The following is a 16,317-nucleotide window of genomic DNA, read 5'->3' as shown; positions in this document are numbered from 1 at the left end:
CTCTATCGTTTGGTAGAGTAACATTATAAATGGATTTAGGAGGCAACAAGAATGAAAATGATGGACGCTAACGAAATTATTTCGTTTATACAAAAAAGTGAAAAGAAAACTCCTGTAAAGGTATACATAAAAGGGGATTTAAAAGAAGTAACATTCCCTGAAACGGTACAAGCATTTGTAAATAAAAAGTCTGGTGTATTATTTGGAGAATGGTCTGAAATTAAGACAATTCTTGATGAAAACAGCAAGAACATCGTTGATTACGTTGTTGAAAATGACCGTCGTAATTCTGCAATTCCAATGCTTGATTTAAAAGGTATTAAAGCTCGTATTGAGCCAGGCGCGATTATTCGTGACCACGTTGAAATCGGCGACAACGCTGTTATTATGATGAATGCAACAATTAATATCGGTGCTGTAATTGGTGAAGGTTCTATGATCGACATGAACGCAGTACTTGGTGGACGTGCAACTGTTGGTAAGAACTGTCACGTAGGTGCAGGTGCGGTACTTGCAGGTGTTATTGAGCCACCTTCAGCAAAACCAGTTATCGTTGAAGACGATGTTGTAATTGGTGCTAACGTAGTTGTGTTAGAGGGAGTTACAGTAGGTAAAGGTGCAGTTGTAGCAGCAGGAGCTGTTGTAACAGAAGATGTACCTCCATATACAGTTGTTGCGGGAACTCCAGCACGTGTAATTAAAGAGATTGATGAGAAGACAAAAGCAAAAACTGAAATTAAACAAGAGCTTCGTCAATTAAACCCAGAGAAATAAAAACAAAAAAGCGTAAGAGCGTAAACGGGCTCTTACGCTTTTTATAGATAGAGGTGCAAAAATGGTAGTAAGCAAATTCGTTCAAATTCGTAGAGACCTACACAAAATACCGGAAATTGGATTTAAAGAGTGGAAAACACAACAGTATATTTTAGATTACATAGGAACGCTTTCGAATGAACATGTGGAAGTGAAAGTATGGAAAACGGGTGTCATTGTTAAAGTAAATGGAAAAAACCCAGAAAAAATTATAGGTTATCGAGCAGATATAGACGGTTTGCCAATTACAGAAGAAACTGGATATGAATTTGCTTCTATTCATGAAGGAATGATGCATGCATGTGGACACGATCTGCATACAACAATCGGTTTAGGCCTTCTAACAGCAGCTGTAACAGAAAGAATAGATGATGACCTTGTGTTTCTATTCCAACCAGCTGAAGAAGGACCAGGAGGGGCTCTTCCTATGTTAGAGAGTGAAGAGTTAAAAGAATGGAAGCCGAATATTATTCTTGGTCTTCATATTGCACCTGAATACGCTGTAGGAACAATTGCAACAAAAGAGGGGCTATTATTTGCGAATACATCTGAGTTATATGTTGATTTAAAAGGAAAAGGTGGACATGCAGCCTACCCGCATACTGCAAATGATATGATTGTTGCAGCAAGTCACCTTGTTACACAACTTCAATCCGTTATTAGTCGTAATGTGAATCCTCTTGATAGTGCAGTGATTACAATTGGAAAAATAACAGGTGGTACAGTTCAAAACATCATAGCAGAAAAGTCTCGGTTAGAAGGAACGATCCGAACGTTATCAGTGGAATCAATGAGTCGTGTTAAAAGTAGGATTGAGGCGATTGTTGCAGGTATAGAAGCTTCTTTCCAATGTGAAGCGGTTATTGACTACGGTGCAATGTATCATCAAGTATATAACCATGAAGCATTAACGAGAGAGTTTATGCAATTTGTAAGTGAACAAACTGATATGAATGTAATTACATGTACTGAGGCAATGACAGGTGAAGATTTTGGTTATATGCTTCAAGAGATTCCTGGATTTATGTTTTGGCTTGGGGTAAATTCAGAATATGGTTTACACCACGCAAAATTAAAACCAGATGAAGAGGCTATTGAGAAAGCTATCGTATTTTTAGATCAATACGTGAAGTGGAAAGGAACTAGAAAGTGAACTTGTTCACCAAATTTGCAAAAATTTAAAATGGGTACTTGTTAGTTCCAGGGCGAAAACAACTTTCATATTTGCTTTGGATAGACATTGGCATACAAATGGATAAAATAATGAGCAGTGGTTTTGAGCCCCTGCTCATTATTCATTATCGCTTATTGAGAAGATGATTAGTTAACTAACTTATATATGTTTACATTTTGTGTGAAAAATGTGTAAAATCAAGGTGAAACATAGAAAAAAGGGTGGGGAATTACGTGCAAATTAGCAGTGCGATGTTGTGTTTCGTCTTATATGCGTATGTTATTATTGCGGCGGTGTATTTTGGGATAAGTTTTTATGCCTACCGTTTAGTAGATAATCATGAATATGACGAAACATATAAATGGGTGAAGAGATATTTATCACCTGTATTAGAAATTATGAATGGGTTTGTGCTCTTTTTATTTATTGGATTAATTGCTTTTTCAACGAGCTTAGTAGGGAATAAAACGACATTATTTGTACTAGGTATCATTATTTTTATGTTGTTAGGAATACGGATTGGTAACACAGTATTTTGGAATGAAAGAAAAGTAGATGGTTGGACTGGAATGTTAATTCCTTGTATGTTAGCGGCTATCGTGACAAACATAGAGCATGAGTATTATCAATTACATTTTTGGCTTATTATCGTTTTAACAATTCTTTCTGTTTTGTACATAAGTACGGTAGTATTAACATACATTGCACATGAAAAAGGTGATGTTAAAGGAACTCACTTCTTTAGAGGGCGAGCATTATTTTGGAGTGTGCCAACGATGGCGGTTATAGGAATTATTGCAATATTAGTAAATGGATATCAATTTACGAATTGGCAACTATTTTTAGAAAATTGGTGGATTTTCATCATTTCGTTTATCGCTTTTTTAGGTGCGACGCATTATTTATTCCATCAACATCATTATATATTGGCATTGCTATTCGCATTTATACAACTACTATTTGCTTTCTTTGGACAAGAAACGTTATTATTCGTTTTTGAAACATTTAGTTCATTTGGAAATATATTTGTATTTGGTATGTTAATTTTCAGTATCGCATTTTATTTACAGCAGTATTTTTATATGCAAAAACAAAAATAAGAATGATATACAGGTTTTTGTAGCAAATCTAAAGTATGTTACAATAAAAATACATAGTATTCGATGTTATTGGAGGAATTCCTGTGGGTGAAAAAGAGAAAGAATTTGCTGTCATTGGGCTTGGACGTTTTGGTGGAAGTATTTGCCGAGAACTCGCTCAATTAGGTATGGAAGTAATGGCAATTGATTCAGATGAGGATAAAATTAATGAGTTTGCAAACATAGCTTCGCATGCTGTAATTGCAGATTCAACAGATGAGATGGTATTAAAAAGTCTTGGTATTCGTAATTTTGATCATGTAGTCGTTGCTATTGGAGATAATTTGAATTCAAGTATTTTAACAACATTAATTCTGAAAGAGTTAGGTGTAAAAAATATTACTGTAAAAGCTCAAAATGATTACCATGAAAAAGTGTTAAGTAAAATAGGGGCGGATCACATTGTGCACCCAGAGCGTGATATGGGAAAAAGGATTGCTAATAATATTGCATCAAGTAATGTATTAGACTATCTGGAGCTTTCAGATGAGCATAGTATTGTAGAGATTATTGCAAATAAAAAAATTGATGGTCATTCTTTAATCGAATTAGATATTCGTGCGAAGTTTGGATTGAATATTGTAGCGATTAAACGTGGTAAAGAAGTTATTGTATCTCCTCGAGCTACGGAAAATATTCAAGCGGGAGATATATTAATTGTAATTGGTCATGATGATGAAGTGGATCGTTTTAAACACTTTTTAAGATAAGAGAAAAGGACAATACCATGAAGGTATTGTCCTTTTTCTTATATTTCCATAATGATTGGTAAAATCATTGGGCGACGCTTCGTTTTCTCGTATAGGAATGGTGCTAATGTATCTGTAATTTCATTTTTAATTTCAGACCACTGTGTTGTTTTGCGTTCCATTACTTTTTCTAAATGAGTTGTAATTAATGTTTGAGCATCATTAATTAAATCACTACTTTCGCGCATATAAACGAAACCACGTGAGATAATATCAGGTCCTGCTGCAACTTTAAACTCTTTCATATCAATACTTACAACTACAATAACAAGGCCTTCTTCAGAAAGAATACGACGATCGCGTAATACGATATTACCGATATCCCCAATACCATTTCCGTCAATATAGACAGATCCAGATGGTATTTTACCGGCTACACTTGCTTCATCAGAACGCAAGGCAAGAACATCTCCATTATCCATGATGAAACAGTTTTCTTCTGGAATGCCACAATCATTTGCTAACTTCATATGCATACGTTGCATACGATATTCACCATGAATTGGCATGAAATACTTCGGTTTAATTAGACGAAGCATTAGCTTCTGTTCTTCTTGTCCGCCATGTCCACTCGTATGAATGTTTGACAGTTTTCCGTGGATTACATCAGCACCAGCACGATACAACATGTTAATTGTACGGCTTACACTAATGGTATTACCAGGGATTGGTGAAGAAGAGAAAACAACTGTGTCGCCAGGAATGATTTGAATTTGACGATGAGTACCATTAGCAATACGTGAAAGTGCTGCCATTGGTTCACCTTGACTACCTGTACATAAAATAACAACTTTATTAGCTGGTAGGCGGTTTAGTTGAGATGTATCTATGAATGTATCTTTTGGACAGCGAATATAACCAAGGTTTTGTCCGATTTCAATCGCTGCTTCCATACTTCGACCAAATACAGCCACTTTACGATTATTTTCAACAGCTGCTTCAACAACTTGTTGTAGTCGATGGATATTTGATGCAAAGGTTGCGAAGATAATACGTCCTTCTACTTTGCGGAAAATATCTTGAATACTCTCACCAACACGGCGCTCAGACATTGTAAAGTTTGGAACTTCACTGTTTGTACTGTCAGATAAGAGACAAAGTACACCGTCTTTTCCGATTTCAGCCATTTTTGTTAAGTCTGCTGGTTCACCGACTGGAGTGAAATCAAATTTGAAATCGCCAGTATGAACCACTTGCCCTTGAGGTGTTTTCACAACAACTCCGTATGAATCTGGGATACTGTGAGTTGTACGGAAGAAGGAAACAGATGTCTTTTTAAATTTAATAACATCATCTTCTTGAATTTCATAAAGTTTTGCTTTACGAAGTAATCCGTGCTCTTCTAATTTGTTTTTGATTAGTGCAATTGCTAATTTTCCGCCATAAATCGGAATGTTCACTTGACGTAATAGGTAAGGAATTCCACCAATATGATCTTCGTGACCATGTGTAATGAATAATCCTTTAATTTTATCTTCGTTTCGCACAAAATAAGTGTAATCTGGTATTACATAATCGATTCCGAGGAGTTCGTCTTCTGGAAATTTAATCCCAGCGTCAATTATAATAATTTCATCTTGAAATTGAACAGCATATGTATTTTTACCGATTTCACCAAGTCCACCTAAAGCAAAAACGGCAGCCTGATCATTCTTTAGAAATTTCATATGACTATACGATTTCCGCTAATATTAAATCAGCGTTTTGTTTTTCATATTCAAGATGATTACCAGTAACAGACTGAACAAACTCAATATTATATGCGAACTTATTTAATTTTTTACGAACATCCTTTTGAGACGTAGCCTCTAAGTATAAAACCTTTGTATTTTCACGTACTGGAACCTCAGTTAATTTTTCTTGATAAAATACTTTAAAAATCATTTGGAAAACCTCTCCTTGTCTATGTTTTGCATTATCTGTTACTTATTATAAAGCAAACAGTCACGATTTTCATGTTTTTTCGAATGAGAATGAAGAAAAAGCCCGAAATGGGCACAATTTAAGCGATTGTCTTTTTACGGACTAGATCTTTTAAATAACGCTTCAGCTTTTTCTTCAGCTTCTTCAGCATGATTACTCCTTCCTTTCCTTATTTTGAACATGCATATTACTAGTGAAAACTCCGTCTCTGATATAAGAAAGAGGACAAAAGTGAATGTTGAATCTTGTCCTTTCTCATACAGGGAAAGTTATTCTATAGTAACGATTAGTAGCCGTTAGTTATAGGTATAGTATGAGAAAGAATAGAAAAGAAAATTCATACGAACAAGTATCCACATTTTTTACTAATATATATATGCAGGTTTCGTAAATAAGGTCAGAAAGTGAACGCTTTCTTCACAGATGTTTAATATGTTATACTTTTTTTTAGCATTTGAAAAGCGATAATCAAAATAGGAATATAGAGTAACAGAAAGGATTTTGACAAATGAACGATAAAATTGTCTTTTTTGATATTGATGGAACATTATTAGATCATGATAAAAAAATTCCGCAATCTACACGAGATGCAGTAAGACATTTACAAGAAAAAGGTGTGCATGTAGCAATTGCGACAGGACGTGCGCCATTTATGTTTGAAGATATTCGTAAGGAACTTAATATACATAATTATGTTAGTTTTAATGGACAATACGTTGTATTTGAGGATGAGGTAGTATTCAATAATCCGTTACATTCGGCTGCCCTGCATAAGTTTACTCAGTTTGCAAAACAAGAAGGATATCCACTTGTATATCTTGATCATCAAGAAATGAGAGCGTCAGTAGAATATCATGATTATGTAAAAGAAGGTTTTGGGAGTTTAAACTTTGAACATCCGGCATATGAACCTGATTTTTATGAGAAGCGTAATATTTATCAAACTCTGCTTTTCTGTGAAGTCAATGAAGAGGAAAAGTTTATTAATCAGTACCCGGACTTTCATTTTATTCGCTGGCATGCGTATTCAATGGATATCATTCCAAATGGTGGATCTAAGGCAAAAGGGATTGAGAAATTCATTGAGAAGTTAGGGTTTAACCGTGAACAAGTGTATGCATTTGGAGATGGCTTAAATGATTTAGAAATGATTGAAGCAGTTGGGACAGGTATTGTGATGGGGAATGGTCATGAGGATTTGAAAAAACTTGCAAATCACGTGACAAAGGATGTTAGTGAAGACGGCATATATCATGGATTAAAATGGGCCGGATTGTTATAAATGAATATGAAACCCATTTCATATAAAAAAAGGCGGAAGATTAACTCCGCCTTTTTTTATTATCGCTCCAGAGGTTTTGAATCCTCAGGAGCAACAAATGGATTTTCTTTATTAATGTGATCATAGAACATAATACCATTTAAATGGTCAATTTCATGCTGAAATACGATTGCTGGTAAACCTTTTAAACGTAATTTTACTTCTTCGCCGTTGATAGATGTTGCTTTCACGGTAATTCTTGTGTAACGAGGGACATAACCAGGTACTTCACGGTCTACTGATAGACAGCCTTCACCACTTTGTAAATATGTACGTTCAACAGAATGACTAATGATTTTTGGGTTGAATAATGCATGACTATATAACGTACCGTCCGTATCTGTTACATGAACTGCAATCATTTTCTTTGAAATACCGATTTGTGGAGCTGCTAATCCGATTCCAGGGCGTAAACTATATTTTTCAGCCAGTTCAGGATCTTGGCTATTTATTACAAATTCAATCATCTCTTTAAGTGTATTTGTATCTTCTTCACTCGCTGGTATTACTACCTCTTCTGCAACGTTTCGCAAAATAGGATCTCCTTCGCGAATTACCTCTTTCATTGTAAGCATATGTAATCTCTCCTTTCCCCCTTAGTCTACCAAAGGAGATGGAAAAAGTCATCGGCAAGTAAGGGGAAGCGCTTTGGAAAGCGTTCTACTATAGAATATGTATGTAATAAAAAGAAAAGACGGCAAAGCCGTCTGTTTCTTTCCATAGTTGTTTCATTTTACATTAGCGAATGCAAGCAGCACCAACGATAATTAAAAGAATAAACAACACAACGATTAAGGCGAAGCCGCGTCCAGACCCGCCACAAGAACCGCCATAACCGTAGGAAGGATATGAACAAGTTGGATAGCAATATGAGTATCCGTACATGAGATGACCTCCTTTATCATTTCCCGCTAATACTGCGGTTACTATAATGTATGGAGCGAAGGGTAGAAATGTATGGGTAATTACCTATAAAAGGAAGAAGAGTTTGTATATTTTTGTTAAGAAGAGAGAAAAACTAAAGAGAATTAAATCGTTTACATATTATTCTAAGAGAAAAAATAAGTGAAAAAGGGAATAATATAACAGCGGGTTAATGCTTACTAATACAGATGTGAAAAATAAAAACACGTTTGTGTAGAAGAGACCTGCAGATTATTTATAAAAAAACGTATTCAAAGTAATTGACATCGTAATTAGAATAGTTGTAAACTAAAAAACGTGATCAAGATTGTATTAATATGTTTCTGAAAAAACATTAGTACAGATTGTTAGGTACACAAAATTATTCTCAACCGACAGATAAATTTGTTGGTTTACATTGTTGCGTTTTCAGTCTAGCTAATAGATAGTGAAAGCGTTTCAGAATATGGTTCAAGAGAGGAAGAGGTGAACGGAATGGGTACTAAAACAAAAAAGACCCTATTTAATGTTGATGAGCAAATGAAAGCTATCGCAGCTCAATTTGAAACATTACAAATTTTAAATGAAAAAGGCGAAGTTGTGAATGAAGCAGCTATGCCTGAATTATCTGATGATCAATTAAAAGAATTAATGCGCCGTATGGTGTATACTCGCGTACTAGATCAACGTTCTATTTCTTTAAACCGTCAAGGACGTTTAGGTTTCTACGCACCAACAGCTGGACAAGAGGCTTCTCAATTAGCAAGTCATTTCGCACTTGAAGCAGAAGATTTCATCTTACCAGGATATCGTGATGTGCCACAATTAGTATGGCACGGTTTACCATTATACCAAGCATTCTTATTCTCTCGTGGACATTTCATGGGTAACCAAATGCCTGAGAACGTAAATGCACTTGCTCCACAAATCATTATCGGTGCGCAAATTATCCAAACTGCTGGTGTTGCGTTAGGTATGAAACTACGTGGTAAAAAATCTGTTGCAATTACTTACACTGGTGACGGTGGTGCTTCACAAGGTGACTTCTACGAAGGTATGAACTTTGCGGGTGCATTCAAAGCTCCAGCAATCTTCGTTGTACAAAACAACCGTTATGCAATCTCTACTCCAGTAGAAAAGCAATCTGCAGCTAAAACTGTAGCTCAAAAAGCAGTAGCAGCAGGTATTTACGGAATTCAAGTAGACGGTATGGATCCATTAGCTGTATACGCAGCAACTGCTTTTGCTCGTGAGCGCGCAGTAAATGGCGAAGGTCCTACTTTAATCGAGACTTTAACATTCCGTTACGGTCCACATACAATGGCTGGTGATGACCCAACTCGTTACCGTACAAAAGATATCGAAAACGAATGGGAACAAAAAGATCCAATCGTACGTTTCCGTGCTTTCTTAGAAAACAAAGGCTTATGGTCTCAAGAAGTTGAAGAGAAAGTAATCGAAGAAGCGAAAGAAGATATCAAACAAGCAATCGCTAAGGCTGACCAAGCTCCAAAACAAAAAGTTACTGATTTAATGGAAATCATGTACGAAAAAATGCCTTACAACTTAGCTGAACAATATGAAATTTACAAAGAAAAGGAGTCGAAGTAAGCCATGGCTCAAATGACAATGATTCAAGCAATCACTGATGCTTTACGCGTTGAAATGAAAAATGATCCTAACGTACTTGTGTTTGGTGAAGACGTTGGTGTAAACGGCGGTGTATTCCGTGCTACTGAAGGTTTACAAGCTGAATTCGGTGAAGACCGTGTAATGGATACTCCACTTGCAGAGTCTGGTATTGGTGGACTTGCAGTTGGACTTGCACTTGAAGGATTCCGTCCAGTTCCAGAAATCCAATTCTTCGGTTTCGTTTATGAAGTAATGGATTCAATTTCTGGTCAATTAGCTCGTATGCGTTACCGTTCTGGTGGACGTTGGACTGCTCCAGTAACAGTTCGTTCTCCATTCGGTGGTGGTGTTCATACTCCTGAACTACATGCTGATAGCTTAGAAGGATTAGTGGCTCAACAACCTGGTCTAAAAGTTGTTATTCCATCAACTCCATATGATGCAAAAGGTCTTTTAATCTCTGCGATTCGTGACAACGATCCAGTTATCTACTTAGAGCATATGAAATTGTACCGTTCATTCCGTCAAGATGTGCCAGAAGGCGAATACACAATTGATTTAGGCAAAGCTGATATCAAACGTGAAGGTACAGATGTATCTGTTATCGCTTACGGTGCTATGGTTCACGCTGCATTAAAAGCTGCTGAAGAACTTGAAAAAGAAGGTATCTCTTTAGAGGTTGTTGACTTACGTACAGTTCAACCATTAGATATCGAAACAATCATCGCTTCTGTTGAAAAAACAGGCCGCGTAGTTGTAGTTCAAGAAGCACAAAAACAAGCTGGTATTGCAGCTAACGTTGTAGCGGAAATTAACGACCGTGCAATCTTAAACTTAGAAGCTCCAGTTGTACGTGTTGCAGCTGCTGATACAGTATTCCCATTCTCTCAAGCTGAGAGCGTATGGTTACCAAACCACAAAGATATTGTTGAAGCTGTTAACAAAGTAATGAACTTCTAATTTTTAGCTTTTCATGTGCAAAAGAAATCAGCACATGCTGGTTTCTTTTGTACATATTCCATAATAATGAAATGAATCAGGGGGCTGAATTCCGTGGCATTTGAATTTAAACTACCAGATATCGGTGAAGGTATCCACGAAGGTGAAATCGTAAAATGGTTTATTAAACCAGGCGATGAAGTAAACGAAGACGATGTACTTCTTGAAGTACAAAATGATAAAGCAGTAGTAGAAATCCCTTCTCCTGTTAAAGGTAAAGTACTTGAAGTACTTGTAGAAGAAGGAACAGTTGCAATTGTAGGAGATACATTAATTAAATTTGATGCTCCTGGATACGAAAACCTTAAATTTAAAGGTGACGATCATGATGCAGCTCCAAAAGCTGAAGAAGCGGTAGAAGCTCCAGCAGCGGAAGCTACTCCAGCAGCAACTGCAGAAGTAGTAAATGAGCGCGTAATCGCTATGCCATCAGTTCGTAAATATGCTCGTGAAAACGGCGTAGACATTCATAAAGTAGCTGGTTCTGGTAAGAACGGTCGTATCGTAAAAGCTGACATCGATGCATTTGCAAATGGTGGACAAGCAGTAGCAGCAACTGAGGCTCCAGCAGCAGTAGAAGCTACTCCAGCAGCAGCGAAAGAAGAAGCACCAAAAGCACAACCAATCCCAGCTGGTGAATATCCAGAAACTCGTGAGAAAATGAGTGGTATCCGTAAAGCAATTGCAAAAGCAATGGTTAACTCTAAGCATACAGCTCCTCACGTAACATTAATGGATGAAGTAGATGTAACAGAACTTGTTGCTCACCGTAAGAAGTTCAAAGCTGTTGCAGCTGACAAAGGTATTAAATTAACTTACCTTCCATACGTTGTTAAAGCTTTAACATCTGCATTACGTGAATACCCAATGTTAAACACTTCTTTAGATGATGCTTCTCAAGAAGTAGTTCATAAACATTACTTCAATATCGGTATCGCAGCTGATACAGACAAAGGTCTATTAGTACCAGTTGTTAAAGATACAGATCGCAAGTCTATCTTCACAATTTCTAACGAGATCAATGATCTTGCTGGTAAAGCACGTGAAGGTCGTCTAGCTCCAACTGAAATGAAAGGTGCTTCTTGCACAATTACAAACATTGGTTCTGCAGGTGGACAATGGTTCACTCCAGTTATCAACCACCCAGAAGTAGCAATCCTTGGTATCGGCCGTATCGCTGAGAAACCAGTTGTGAAAAACGGTGAGATCGTTGCAGCTCCAGTATTAGCATTATCTCTAAGCTTTGACCATCGTTTAATTGACGGCGCAACTGCTCAAAAAGCATTAAACCAAATTAAACGTCTATTGAATGACCCACAATTATTAGTAATGGAGGCGTAATAACAATGGTAGTAGGAGATTTCCCAATTGAATTAGATACAGTCGTTGTTGGTGCAGGTCCTGGTGGATACGTTGCGGCAATTCGTGCAGCACAATTAGGTCAAAAGGTAGCAATCATTGAAAAAGCTAACCTTGGTGGCGTATGCTTAAACGTTGGATGTATTCCTTCAAAAGCGTTAATCAATGCAGGTCATCGTTATGAGAATGCAATGCATTCTGATGACATGGGTATCACTGCAGAGAACGTAAAAGTTGACTTTACAAAAGTTCAAGAATGGAAAAACGGCGTAGTTAAGAAATTAACTGGCGGTGTTGAAGGCCTTCTTAAAGGTAACAAAGTTGAAATCATTCGCGGTGAAGCTTATTTCGTAGATGCTAACACATTACGCGTAATGACTGAAGATGCAGCTCAAACTTATACGTTTAAAAATGCTGTTCTTGCAACTGGTTCTACACCAATCGAAATTCCAGGATTCAAATACTCTAAACGTGTTATCAACTCTACAGGCGCTTTAAGCTTACCTGAAATTCCTAAAAAACTTGTTGTAATCGGCGGCGGTTACATCGGTATGGAATTAGGTACTGCATATGCTAACTTCGGTACAGAAGTTACTGTAGTAGAAGCTGGCGACGAAATCTTAGCTGGTTTCGAAAAAGCTATGAGCTCTGTTGTAAAACGTGCTCTACAGAAAAAAGGTAACGTAAATATCCATACAAAAGCTATGGCTAAAGGCGTTGAAGAAACAGAAACTGGCGTAAAAGTTAGCTTCGAAGTTAAAGGTGAAATCCAAACTGTAGAAGCAGATTACGTATTAGTAACTGTAGGTCGTCGTCCAAACACTCAAGAAATCGGTCTTGAGCAAGTTGGAGTTAAAATGACTGACCGCGGCATCATCGAAATCGATGAGCAATGTCGTACAAACGTACCAAACATCTATGCAATCGGTGATATCGTTCCTGGACCACCATTAGCTCACAAAGCTTCTTACGAAGGTAAAGTAGCTGTTGAAGCAATTAGTGGCCATGCGTCAGCTATCGATTACATCGGAATTCCTGCAGTATGCTTCACTGATCCAGAATTAGCATCTGTTGGTTACACTAAGAAACAAGCTGAAGAAGCTGGAATGACTGTAACTGTATCTAAGTTCCCATTCGCTGCTAACGGTCGTGCATTATCATTAAACAGCACTGACGGTTTCTTACAACTTGTAACACGTAAAGAAGATGGTCTTCTTGTAGGTGCTCAAGTTGCAGGTGCAGGCGCTTCTGATATTATTTCTGAGATTGGTTTAGCTATCGAAGCTGGAATGACAGCAGAAGATATCGCTCAAACAATCCACGCTCACCCAACATTAGGTGAAATCACAATGGAAGCAGCTGAAGTTGCTCTTGGAATGCCAATTCACATTGTAAAATAATTTAAGCAATGAAAATAGCCCATCTCTTATTTAAAGAGATGGGCTATTTTTTATTTTAATAAAATGGCTTGCAAGGTCTTTATATGTACTTGTCGAATGAATATATAATACTTGAATTGAATCGTTAGAACATATGTTAATCCAAAAGCCATATATGCTTTCGTATAATATGTAATTGATTCAAACTTAATCCCATATATTAATAAAATAGAGCATGTCAAAGGAGAAGGTTCCATGAGAATATTACATGTTATATTTTATCATTTTTTATTATGGAGTAGTTTTTCCGTTGTATTATCATTGTCAAATGGTGATAAGTTGCATTACAAAGTCATTCTATTTTTTGTATTTCTTTATTTAGCATATGTGATCGCATATTTTGTATTGCAAATTAGAAAGCAAGCATTATTCCTTACGTGTTCAAATTGCATACTTTTCTTAATTATATTTTCTATTTTTTAAATTAACGTTTATAGAAATACATTGTTCTTCCATTAAATAGTTGTAACTCTCCTTCTAATTTCTTCGCTAGAAAACGGCAAAATTCATTTGCTTTTCCTTTATCACCAAATGTTGCATTAGGTGGTAAAGAAATCTGAATAAAAGATTGTTCCTTTTCTATACCAACACCAACATAAATGGAGTCATATCGATCGTGAGTAGAATGTAGTTTTAATGTTGTTGCTGATGTATCTAAAATTTCATAAGGAAAAGCGGTATTTGTATAAGTGTAATTAATTTGAACACCAGTTTTGGAAGTAACTGTTTTATAATAATGAAAAAGTTGTTTTATATCATCTATTGAAACAGATTGTTGATTGGATTTAGGTACAAGCGTAATAAAGGCATGTTGCATATAAGTTCCCCCTAACTTAGTAGAATACTATTATTTTATATCCTACTGAATTTTTTGACAATTAAAAGGAGTATTCCTTTTTTTGTTTAATATACTAATGAAAGGTGATGTGGAAAGGTGGAAACCAATGTTTGAAAAATTGTATGATGAGCATGAAAGTGTGAAGGTACGATTTTTGGGGTTTATGACACATGATACTCGTTATGATTTTGGTATTATTTATACAAATATGTTTTTTGGAAAGCCACTCATTGTTTGCATGCAAACAGGAAGATCTACTTTACTTGGACGAGATGATGTAGAGAATGTTCAATATTTGCAGGAAATTTTTAAATTAGGATCAGAAGGTGAAGCAGCGGAATTAGCTCAGTTTTTCTCATTTCTAGTTCCATCTACTTCTTTGCATGCGGAATATGAAGAATAATTAATGTAAAACAGTCGTACGTATAAATATGGCTGTTTTTTTATTTGAATATCGCATACTAATTAAAAAATAAAATATTTAATGTGTTATACTAAAAACCTATTGACGTAAAAAGTATAACATATTAAAATAAAGACAGAAAGTTAAGCGGTTACAAAAAGTTTTTGGGATTATAAACTTAGGGGGAAATGAAAAATGGGAACGATCGTATGTCAAGAATGTGAAGGTACAATTGCGCACTTCGAGGATGAAAAAGTAACGGTACTTTACGGGAAATGTGGATCTTGCGGATGTGATCACACAGAGCATACAAAAGCCCAATAATGGATAGGAAATGGACAGCTAAAAGTTTTTAGGACCATAAACTTAGGGGGAAATGAAAAATGGGAACAATCGTATGCCAAGTATGTGAAGGAACAATCGGACATTTTGAGGATGAGAAAACGACAGTACTTTACGGAAAATGTGGAACAAATTGTGACTGTGCTAATAGAGATAATGCGAAAGCTTAATGATAAATAGGTAGATTACTATAAAAACTCAGGGGGAAATGAAAAATGGGAACAATCGTATGCCAAGTATGTGAAGGAACAATTGGACATTTTGAAGATGAAAAATCAACAGTGCTATATGGAAAATGCGGATCTCATTGCGACTGTACTCGTAAAGAAAATACAAAAGCTTAATAATAAGAAAAAAGCGCCTACATGTGTAGGTGCTTTTTTTAATAAATTGTAGTCGTATGACCTACTGTTGCAACGATTGCATCATCTCTAATCGGAATAAATCCTATGGATGTCTGTGGAGTGTTAGGAGAGGTGTAGTGGCTCATGAGACGGCTATCAATACGGGTGATAGTATCGGTCAAGAAAGCTGAAATAAAAGCGTAAGGGACTCGTCGTTCATTTAACGAGTATATAATTTCCTCTTTTGTTTTTACACCTACGCCATGTCCGTAAAAAAAGAAATTTCCTAGATAGATTGTATTTTCCCCTTGCCACTCAATTGTAGCTGGATTCACTTGTGGATTTTTAAAATAAACGAGATCACCTGGGACAAGATCGCCACCCGTTTTTGTTATGAGCTTTAAATCTTGGTCGTAGTCCCACGTATAAAGTAAAAGATTTGCAAAGAGACGATTGAAAGTTTCCTCCTCATACAAGGAGAGTAAAGCTTTGTAAAAAATAATGATCATAGCGGTGGCGCATTCAGTTCCATATAGTTTTCCGTTTTTGAAAATATCTTGTATGGCAATGGAAGGGGGTATGTTTGGAAGGAGCTCGAATCCTCCAAGGGACGTTCTTTTCCAATACTGAGGGTTGCAAAAGGATTGTTGAAATGTGCGAAACTGAAATCCACTTTGAAAAAGTTCTAATGCAGAAGTAATAATATTAACTCGTAAATTTAGGTCAAAGCTGAGTTCATCAGATGTTCGGAAGGAATAAATTTCTTGATTTCCTGCCATTATAGATAAAATTTGTTGTTTCTCAGCTGCAAATGGCTCATATTCATTTGTGATATAAGGATGTACAATAGAACGGCCTATTACAATCATAATAGTATCCCCACCTATACATTACATTACTCAATATCGTATGAGAAAAGGGAAAAAGGGTGAAAGAAAA

20 protein-coding genes are annotated in these 16,317 nt (G+C 36.3%); 14 read left to right on the top strand and 6 right to left on the bottom strand.

Annotated elements, in window-relative coordinates; all coding sequences use genetic code 11:
* Window positions 1-51: 51 nt before the first annotated feature.
* The 4 genes from dapD to ATN06_RS20225 all read left to right on the top strand — a co-directional run bounded on the left by dapD (window position 52) and on the right by ATN06_RS20225 (window position 3,836).
* On the top strand, window positions 52-774 hold the full coding sequence (gene dapD, locus ATN06_RS20240; protein WP_060632086.1) for a 2,3,4,5-tetrahydropyridine-2,6-dicarboxylate N-acetyltransferase: 723 nt from the start codon (window positions 52-54) through the stop codon (window positions 772-774).
* Window positions 775-835: 61 nt separating this feature from the next.
* Window positions 836-1,966 carry an N-acetyldiaminopimelate deacetylase gene (locus ATN06_RS20235; RefSeq protein ID WP_060632085.1) on the top strand — a complete coding sequence of 377 codons (1,131 nt, stop codon included), beginning with the start codon at window positions 836-838 and terminating at the stop codon, window positions 1,964-1,966.
* Window positions 1,967-2,220: 254 nt separating this feature from the next.
* Window positions 2,221-3,087 carry a hypothetical protein gene (locus ATN06_RS20230; RefSeq protein WP_060632084.1) on the top strand — a complete coding sequence of 289 codons (867 nt, stop codon included), beginning with the start codon at window positions 2,221-2,223 and terminating at the stop codon, window positions 3,085-3,087.
* Between the two features lie 83 nt (window positions 3,088-3,170).
* On the top strand, window positions 3,171-3,836 hold the full coding sequence (locus tag ATN06_RS20225) for a potassium channel family protein (RefSeq protein ID WP_000504032.1): 666 nt from the start codon (window positions 3,171-3,173) through the stop codon (window positions 3,834-3,836).
* A 38-nt stretch (window positions 3,837-3,874) separates the two neighbouring features.
* Here the strand turns inward: ATN06_RS20225 and rnjA are convergent, their stop codons facing one another.
* Window positions 3,875-5,542, bottom strand: a complete 1,668-nt coding sequence (gene rnjA, locus ATN06_RS20220; RefSeq protein WP_060632083.1) for a ribonuclease J1 — start codon at window positions 5,540-5,542, stop codon at window positions 3,875-3,877.
* Window positions 5,543-5,546: 4 nt separating this feature from the next.
* Window positions 5,547-5,759 (bottom strand): DNA-dependent RNA polymerase subunit epsilon, encoded by a 213-nt coding sequence (locus ATN06_RS20215; protein ID WP_060632082.1) that lies wholly within the window; start codon window positions 5,757-5,759, stop codon window positions 5,547-5,549.
* 547 nt (window positions 5,760-6,306) lie between these two features.
* Here ATN06_RS20215 and ATN06_RS20210 point away from each other — a divergent pair.
* Window positions 6,307-7,080, top strand: a complete 774-nt coding sequence (locus ATN06_RS20210; protein WP_060632081.1) for a Cof-type HAD-IIB family hydrolase — start codon at window positions 6,307-6,309, stop codon at window positions 7,078-7,080.
* 59 nt (window positions 7,081-7,139) lie between these two features.
* Here ATN06_RS20210 and def read toward each other — a convergent pair whose 3' ends face one another.
* Window positions 7,140-7,694, bottom strand: coding sequence for a peptide deformylase (def, locus tag ATN06_RS20205; protein WP_060632080.1), 555 nt, complete (start codon window positions 7,692-7,694; stop codon window positions 7,140-7,142).
* A gap of 163 nt (window positions 7,695-7,857) precedes the next feature.
* Window positions 7,858-8,004: a YjcZ family sporulation protein gene (locus ATN06_RS20200; RefSeq protein ID WP_000274562.1), complete on the bottom strand. Its 147-nt coding sequence runs from the start codon at window positions 8,002-8,004 to the stop codon at window positions 7,858-7,860.
* A gap of 513 nt (window positions 8,005-8,517) precedes the next feature.
* On the opposite strand from ATN06_RS20200, the gene pdhA reads away from it, so the two are divergent.
* The 5 genes from pdhA (at window position 8,518) to ATN06_RS20175 (ending at window position 13,874) form a co-directional block, all read left to right on the top strand.
* Window positions 8,518-9,633, top strand: coding sequence for a pyruvate dehydrogenase E1 component subunit alpha (pdhA, locus tag ATN06_RS20195; protein WP_000536893.1), 1,116 nt, complete (start codon window positions 8,518-8,520; stop codon window positions 9,631-9,633).
* Between the two features lie 3 nt (window positions 9,634-9,636).
* On the top strand, window positions 9,637-10,614 hold the full coding sequence (gene pdhB, locus ATN06_RS20190; RefSeq protein ID WP_000068166.1) for a pyruvate dehydrogenase complex E1 component subunit beta: 978 nt from the start codon (window positions 9,637-9,639) through the stop codon (window positions 10,612-10,614).
* Between the two features lie 93 nt (window positions 10,615-10,707).
* Window positions 10,708-11,994: a pyruvate dehydrogenase complex dihydrolipoyllysine-residue acetyltransferase gene (gene pdhC, locus ATN06_RS20185; protein ID WP_060632079.1), complete on the top strand. Its 1,287-nt coding sequence runs from the start codon at window positions 10,708-10,710 to the stop codon at window positions 11,992-11,994.
* 5 nt (window positions 11,995-11,999) lie between these two features.
* A complete protein-coding gene (lpdA, locus tag ATN06_RS20180; protein WP_000260104.1) occupies window positions 12,000-13,412 on the top strand; it encodes a dihydrolipoyl dehydrogenase in 1,413 nt (470 codons plus the stop codon).
* Window positions 13,413-13,646: 234 nt separating this feature from the next.
* The gene (locus tag ATN06_RS20175) at window positions 13,647-13,874 is read left to right on the top strand and encodes a hypothetical protein (RefSeq protein WP_060632078.1); all 228 of its coding nucleotides are present in this window, start codon (window positions 13,647-13,649) and stop codon (window positions 13,872-13,874) included.
* Between the two features lies 1 nt (window position 13,875).
* On the opposite strand, the gene ATN06_RS20170 is transcribed toward ATN06_RS20175, so the two are convergent.
* Window positions 13,876-14,268 (bottom strand): DUF1885 family protein, encoded by a 393-nt coding sequence (locus ATN06_RS20170; RefSeq protein WP_060632077.1) that lies wholly within the window; start codon window positions 14,266-14,268, stop codon window positions 13,876-13,878.
* Window positions 14,269-14,395: 127 nt separating this feature from the next.
* Here ATN06_RS20170 and ATN06_RS20165 point away from each other — a divergent pair, with 127 nt between their 5' ends.
* The 4 genes from ATN06_RS20165 (at window position 14,396) to ATN06_RS20150 (ending at window position 15,378) form a co-directional block, all read left to right on the top strand.
* Window positions 14,396-14,692 carry a DUF3055 domain-containing protein gene (locus tag ATN06_RS20165; RefSeq protein WP_060632076.1) on the top strand — a complete coding sequence of 99 codons (297 nt, stop codon included), beginning with the start codon at window positions 14,396-14,398 and terminating at the stop codon, window positions 14,690-14,692.
* 195 nt (window positions 14,693-14,887) lie between these two features.
* A complete protein-coding gene (locus tag ATN06_RS20160; protein ID WP_060632075.1) occupies window positions 14,888-15,016 on the top strand; it encodes a GapA-binding peptide SR1P in 129 nt (42 codons plus the stop codon).
* Window positions 15,017-15,075: 59 nt separating this feature from the next.
* Window positions 15,076-15,204: a GapA-binding peptide SR1P gene (locus ATN06_RS20155; RefSeq protein WP_060632074.1), complete on the top strand. Its 129-nt coding sequence runs from the start codon at window positions 15,076-15,078 to the stop codon at window positions 15,202-15,204.
* Window positions 15,205-15,249: 45 nt separating this feature from the next.
* Entirely contained in the window at window positions 15,250-15,378 is a 129-nt protein-coding gene (locus ATN06_RS20150; protein ID WP_060632073.1) for a GapA-binding peptide SR1P, read from the top strand.
* Between the two features lie 38 nt (window positions 15,379-15,416).
* On the opposite strand, the gene ATN06_RS20145 is transcribed toward ATN06_RS20150, so the two are convergent.
* A complete protein-coding gene (locus ATN06_RS20145; RefSeq protein ID WP_060632072.1) occupies window positions 15,417-16,247 on the bottom strand; it encodes a protein-glutamine gamma-glutamyltransferase in 831 nt (276 codons plus the stop codon).
* Between the last annotated feature and the right edge of the window lie 70 nt (window positions 16,248-16,317).

It is taken from the genome of Bacillus thuringiensis, from assembly GCF_001455345.1.
Taxonomy (GTDB): domain Bacteria; phylum Bacillota; class Bacilli; order Bacillales; family Bacillaceae_G; genus Bacillus_A; species Bacillus_A thuringiensis_N.
The sequence above is the reverse complement of the archived record's forward strand: the minus strand, read 5'-3'. Positions and strand labels throughout refer to the sequence as shown.

Bases quoted from the DNA above. Each gene is read 5' to 3' on its own strand.
- dapD (WP_060632086.1), top strand. From the start codon at position 52: ATGAAAATGATGGACGCTAACGAAATTATTTCGTTTATACAAAAAAGT.
- ATN06_RS20235 (WP_060632085.1), top strand. From the start codon at position 836: ATGGTAGTAAGCAAATTCGTTCAAATTCGTAGAGACCTACACAAAATA.
- rnjA (WP_060632083.1), bottom strand. From the start codon at position 5,542: ATGAAATTTCTAAAGAATGATCAGGCTGCCGTTTTTGCTTTAGGTGGA.
- ATN06_RS20215 (WP_060632082.1), bottom strand. From the start codon at position 5,759: ATGATTTTTAAAGTATTTTATCAAGAAAAATTAACTGAGGTTCCAGTA.
- ATN06_RS20210 (WP_060632081.1), top strand. From the start codon at position 6,307: ATGAACGATAAAATTGTCTTTTTTGATATTGATGGAACATTATTAGAT.
- def (WP_060632080.1), bottom strand. From the start codon at position 7,694: ATGCTTACAATGAAAGAGGTAATTCGCGAAGGAGATCCTATTTTGCGA.
- ATN06_RS20200 (WP_000274562.1), bottom strand. From the start codon at position 8,004: ATGTACGGATACTCATATTGCTATCCAACTTGTTCATATCCTTCCTAC.
- pdhA (WP_000536893.1), top strand. From the start codon at position 8,518: ATGGGTACTAAAACAAAAAAGACCCTATTTAATGTTGATGAGCAAATG.
- pdhB (WP_000068166.1), top strand. From the start codon at position 9,637: ATGGCTCAAATGACAATGATTCAAGCAATCACTGATGCTTTACGCGTT.
- lpdA (WP_000260104.1), top strand. From the start codon at position 12,000: ATGGTAGTAGGAGATTTCCCAATTGAATTAGATACAGTCGTTGTTGGT.
- ATN06_RS20175 (WP_060632078.1), top strand. From the start codon at position 13,647: ATGAGAATATTACATGTTATATTTTATCATTTTTTATTATGGAGTAGT.
- ATN06_RS20170 (WP_060632077.1), bottom strand. From the start codon at position 14,268: ATGCAACATGCCTTTATTACGCTTGTACCTAAATCCAATCAACAATCT.
- ATN06_RS20165 (WP_060632076.1), top strand. From the start codon at position 14,396: ATGTTTGAAAAATTGTATGATGAGCATGAAAGTGTGAAGGTACGATTT.
- ATN06_RS20160 (WP_060632075.1), top strand. From the start codon at position 14,888: ATGGGAACGATCGTATGTCAAGAATGTGAAGGTACAATTGCGCACTTC.
- ATN06_RS20155 (WP_060632074.1), top strand. From the start codon at position 15,076: ATGGGAACAATCGTATGCCAAGTATGTGAAGGAACAATCGGACATTTT.
- ATN06_RS20150 (WP_060632073.1), top strand. From the start codon at position 15,250: ATGGGAACAATCGTATGCCAAGTATGTGAAGGAACAATTGGACATTTT.
- ATN06_RS20145 (WP_060632072.1), bottom strand. From the start codon at position 16,247: ATGATTGTAATAGGCCGTTCTATTGTACATCCTTATATCACAAATGAA.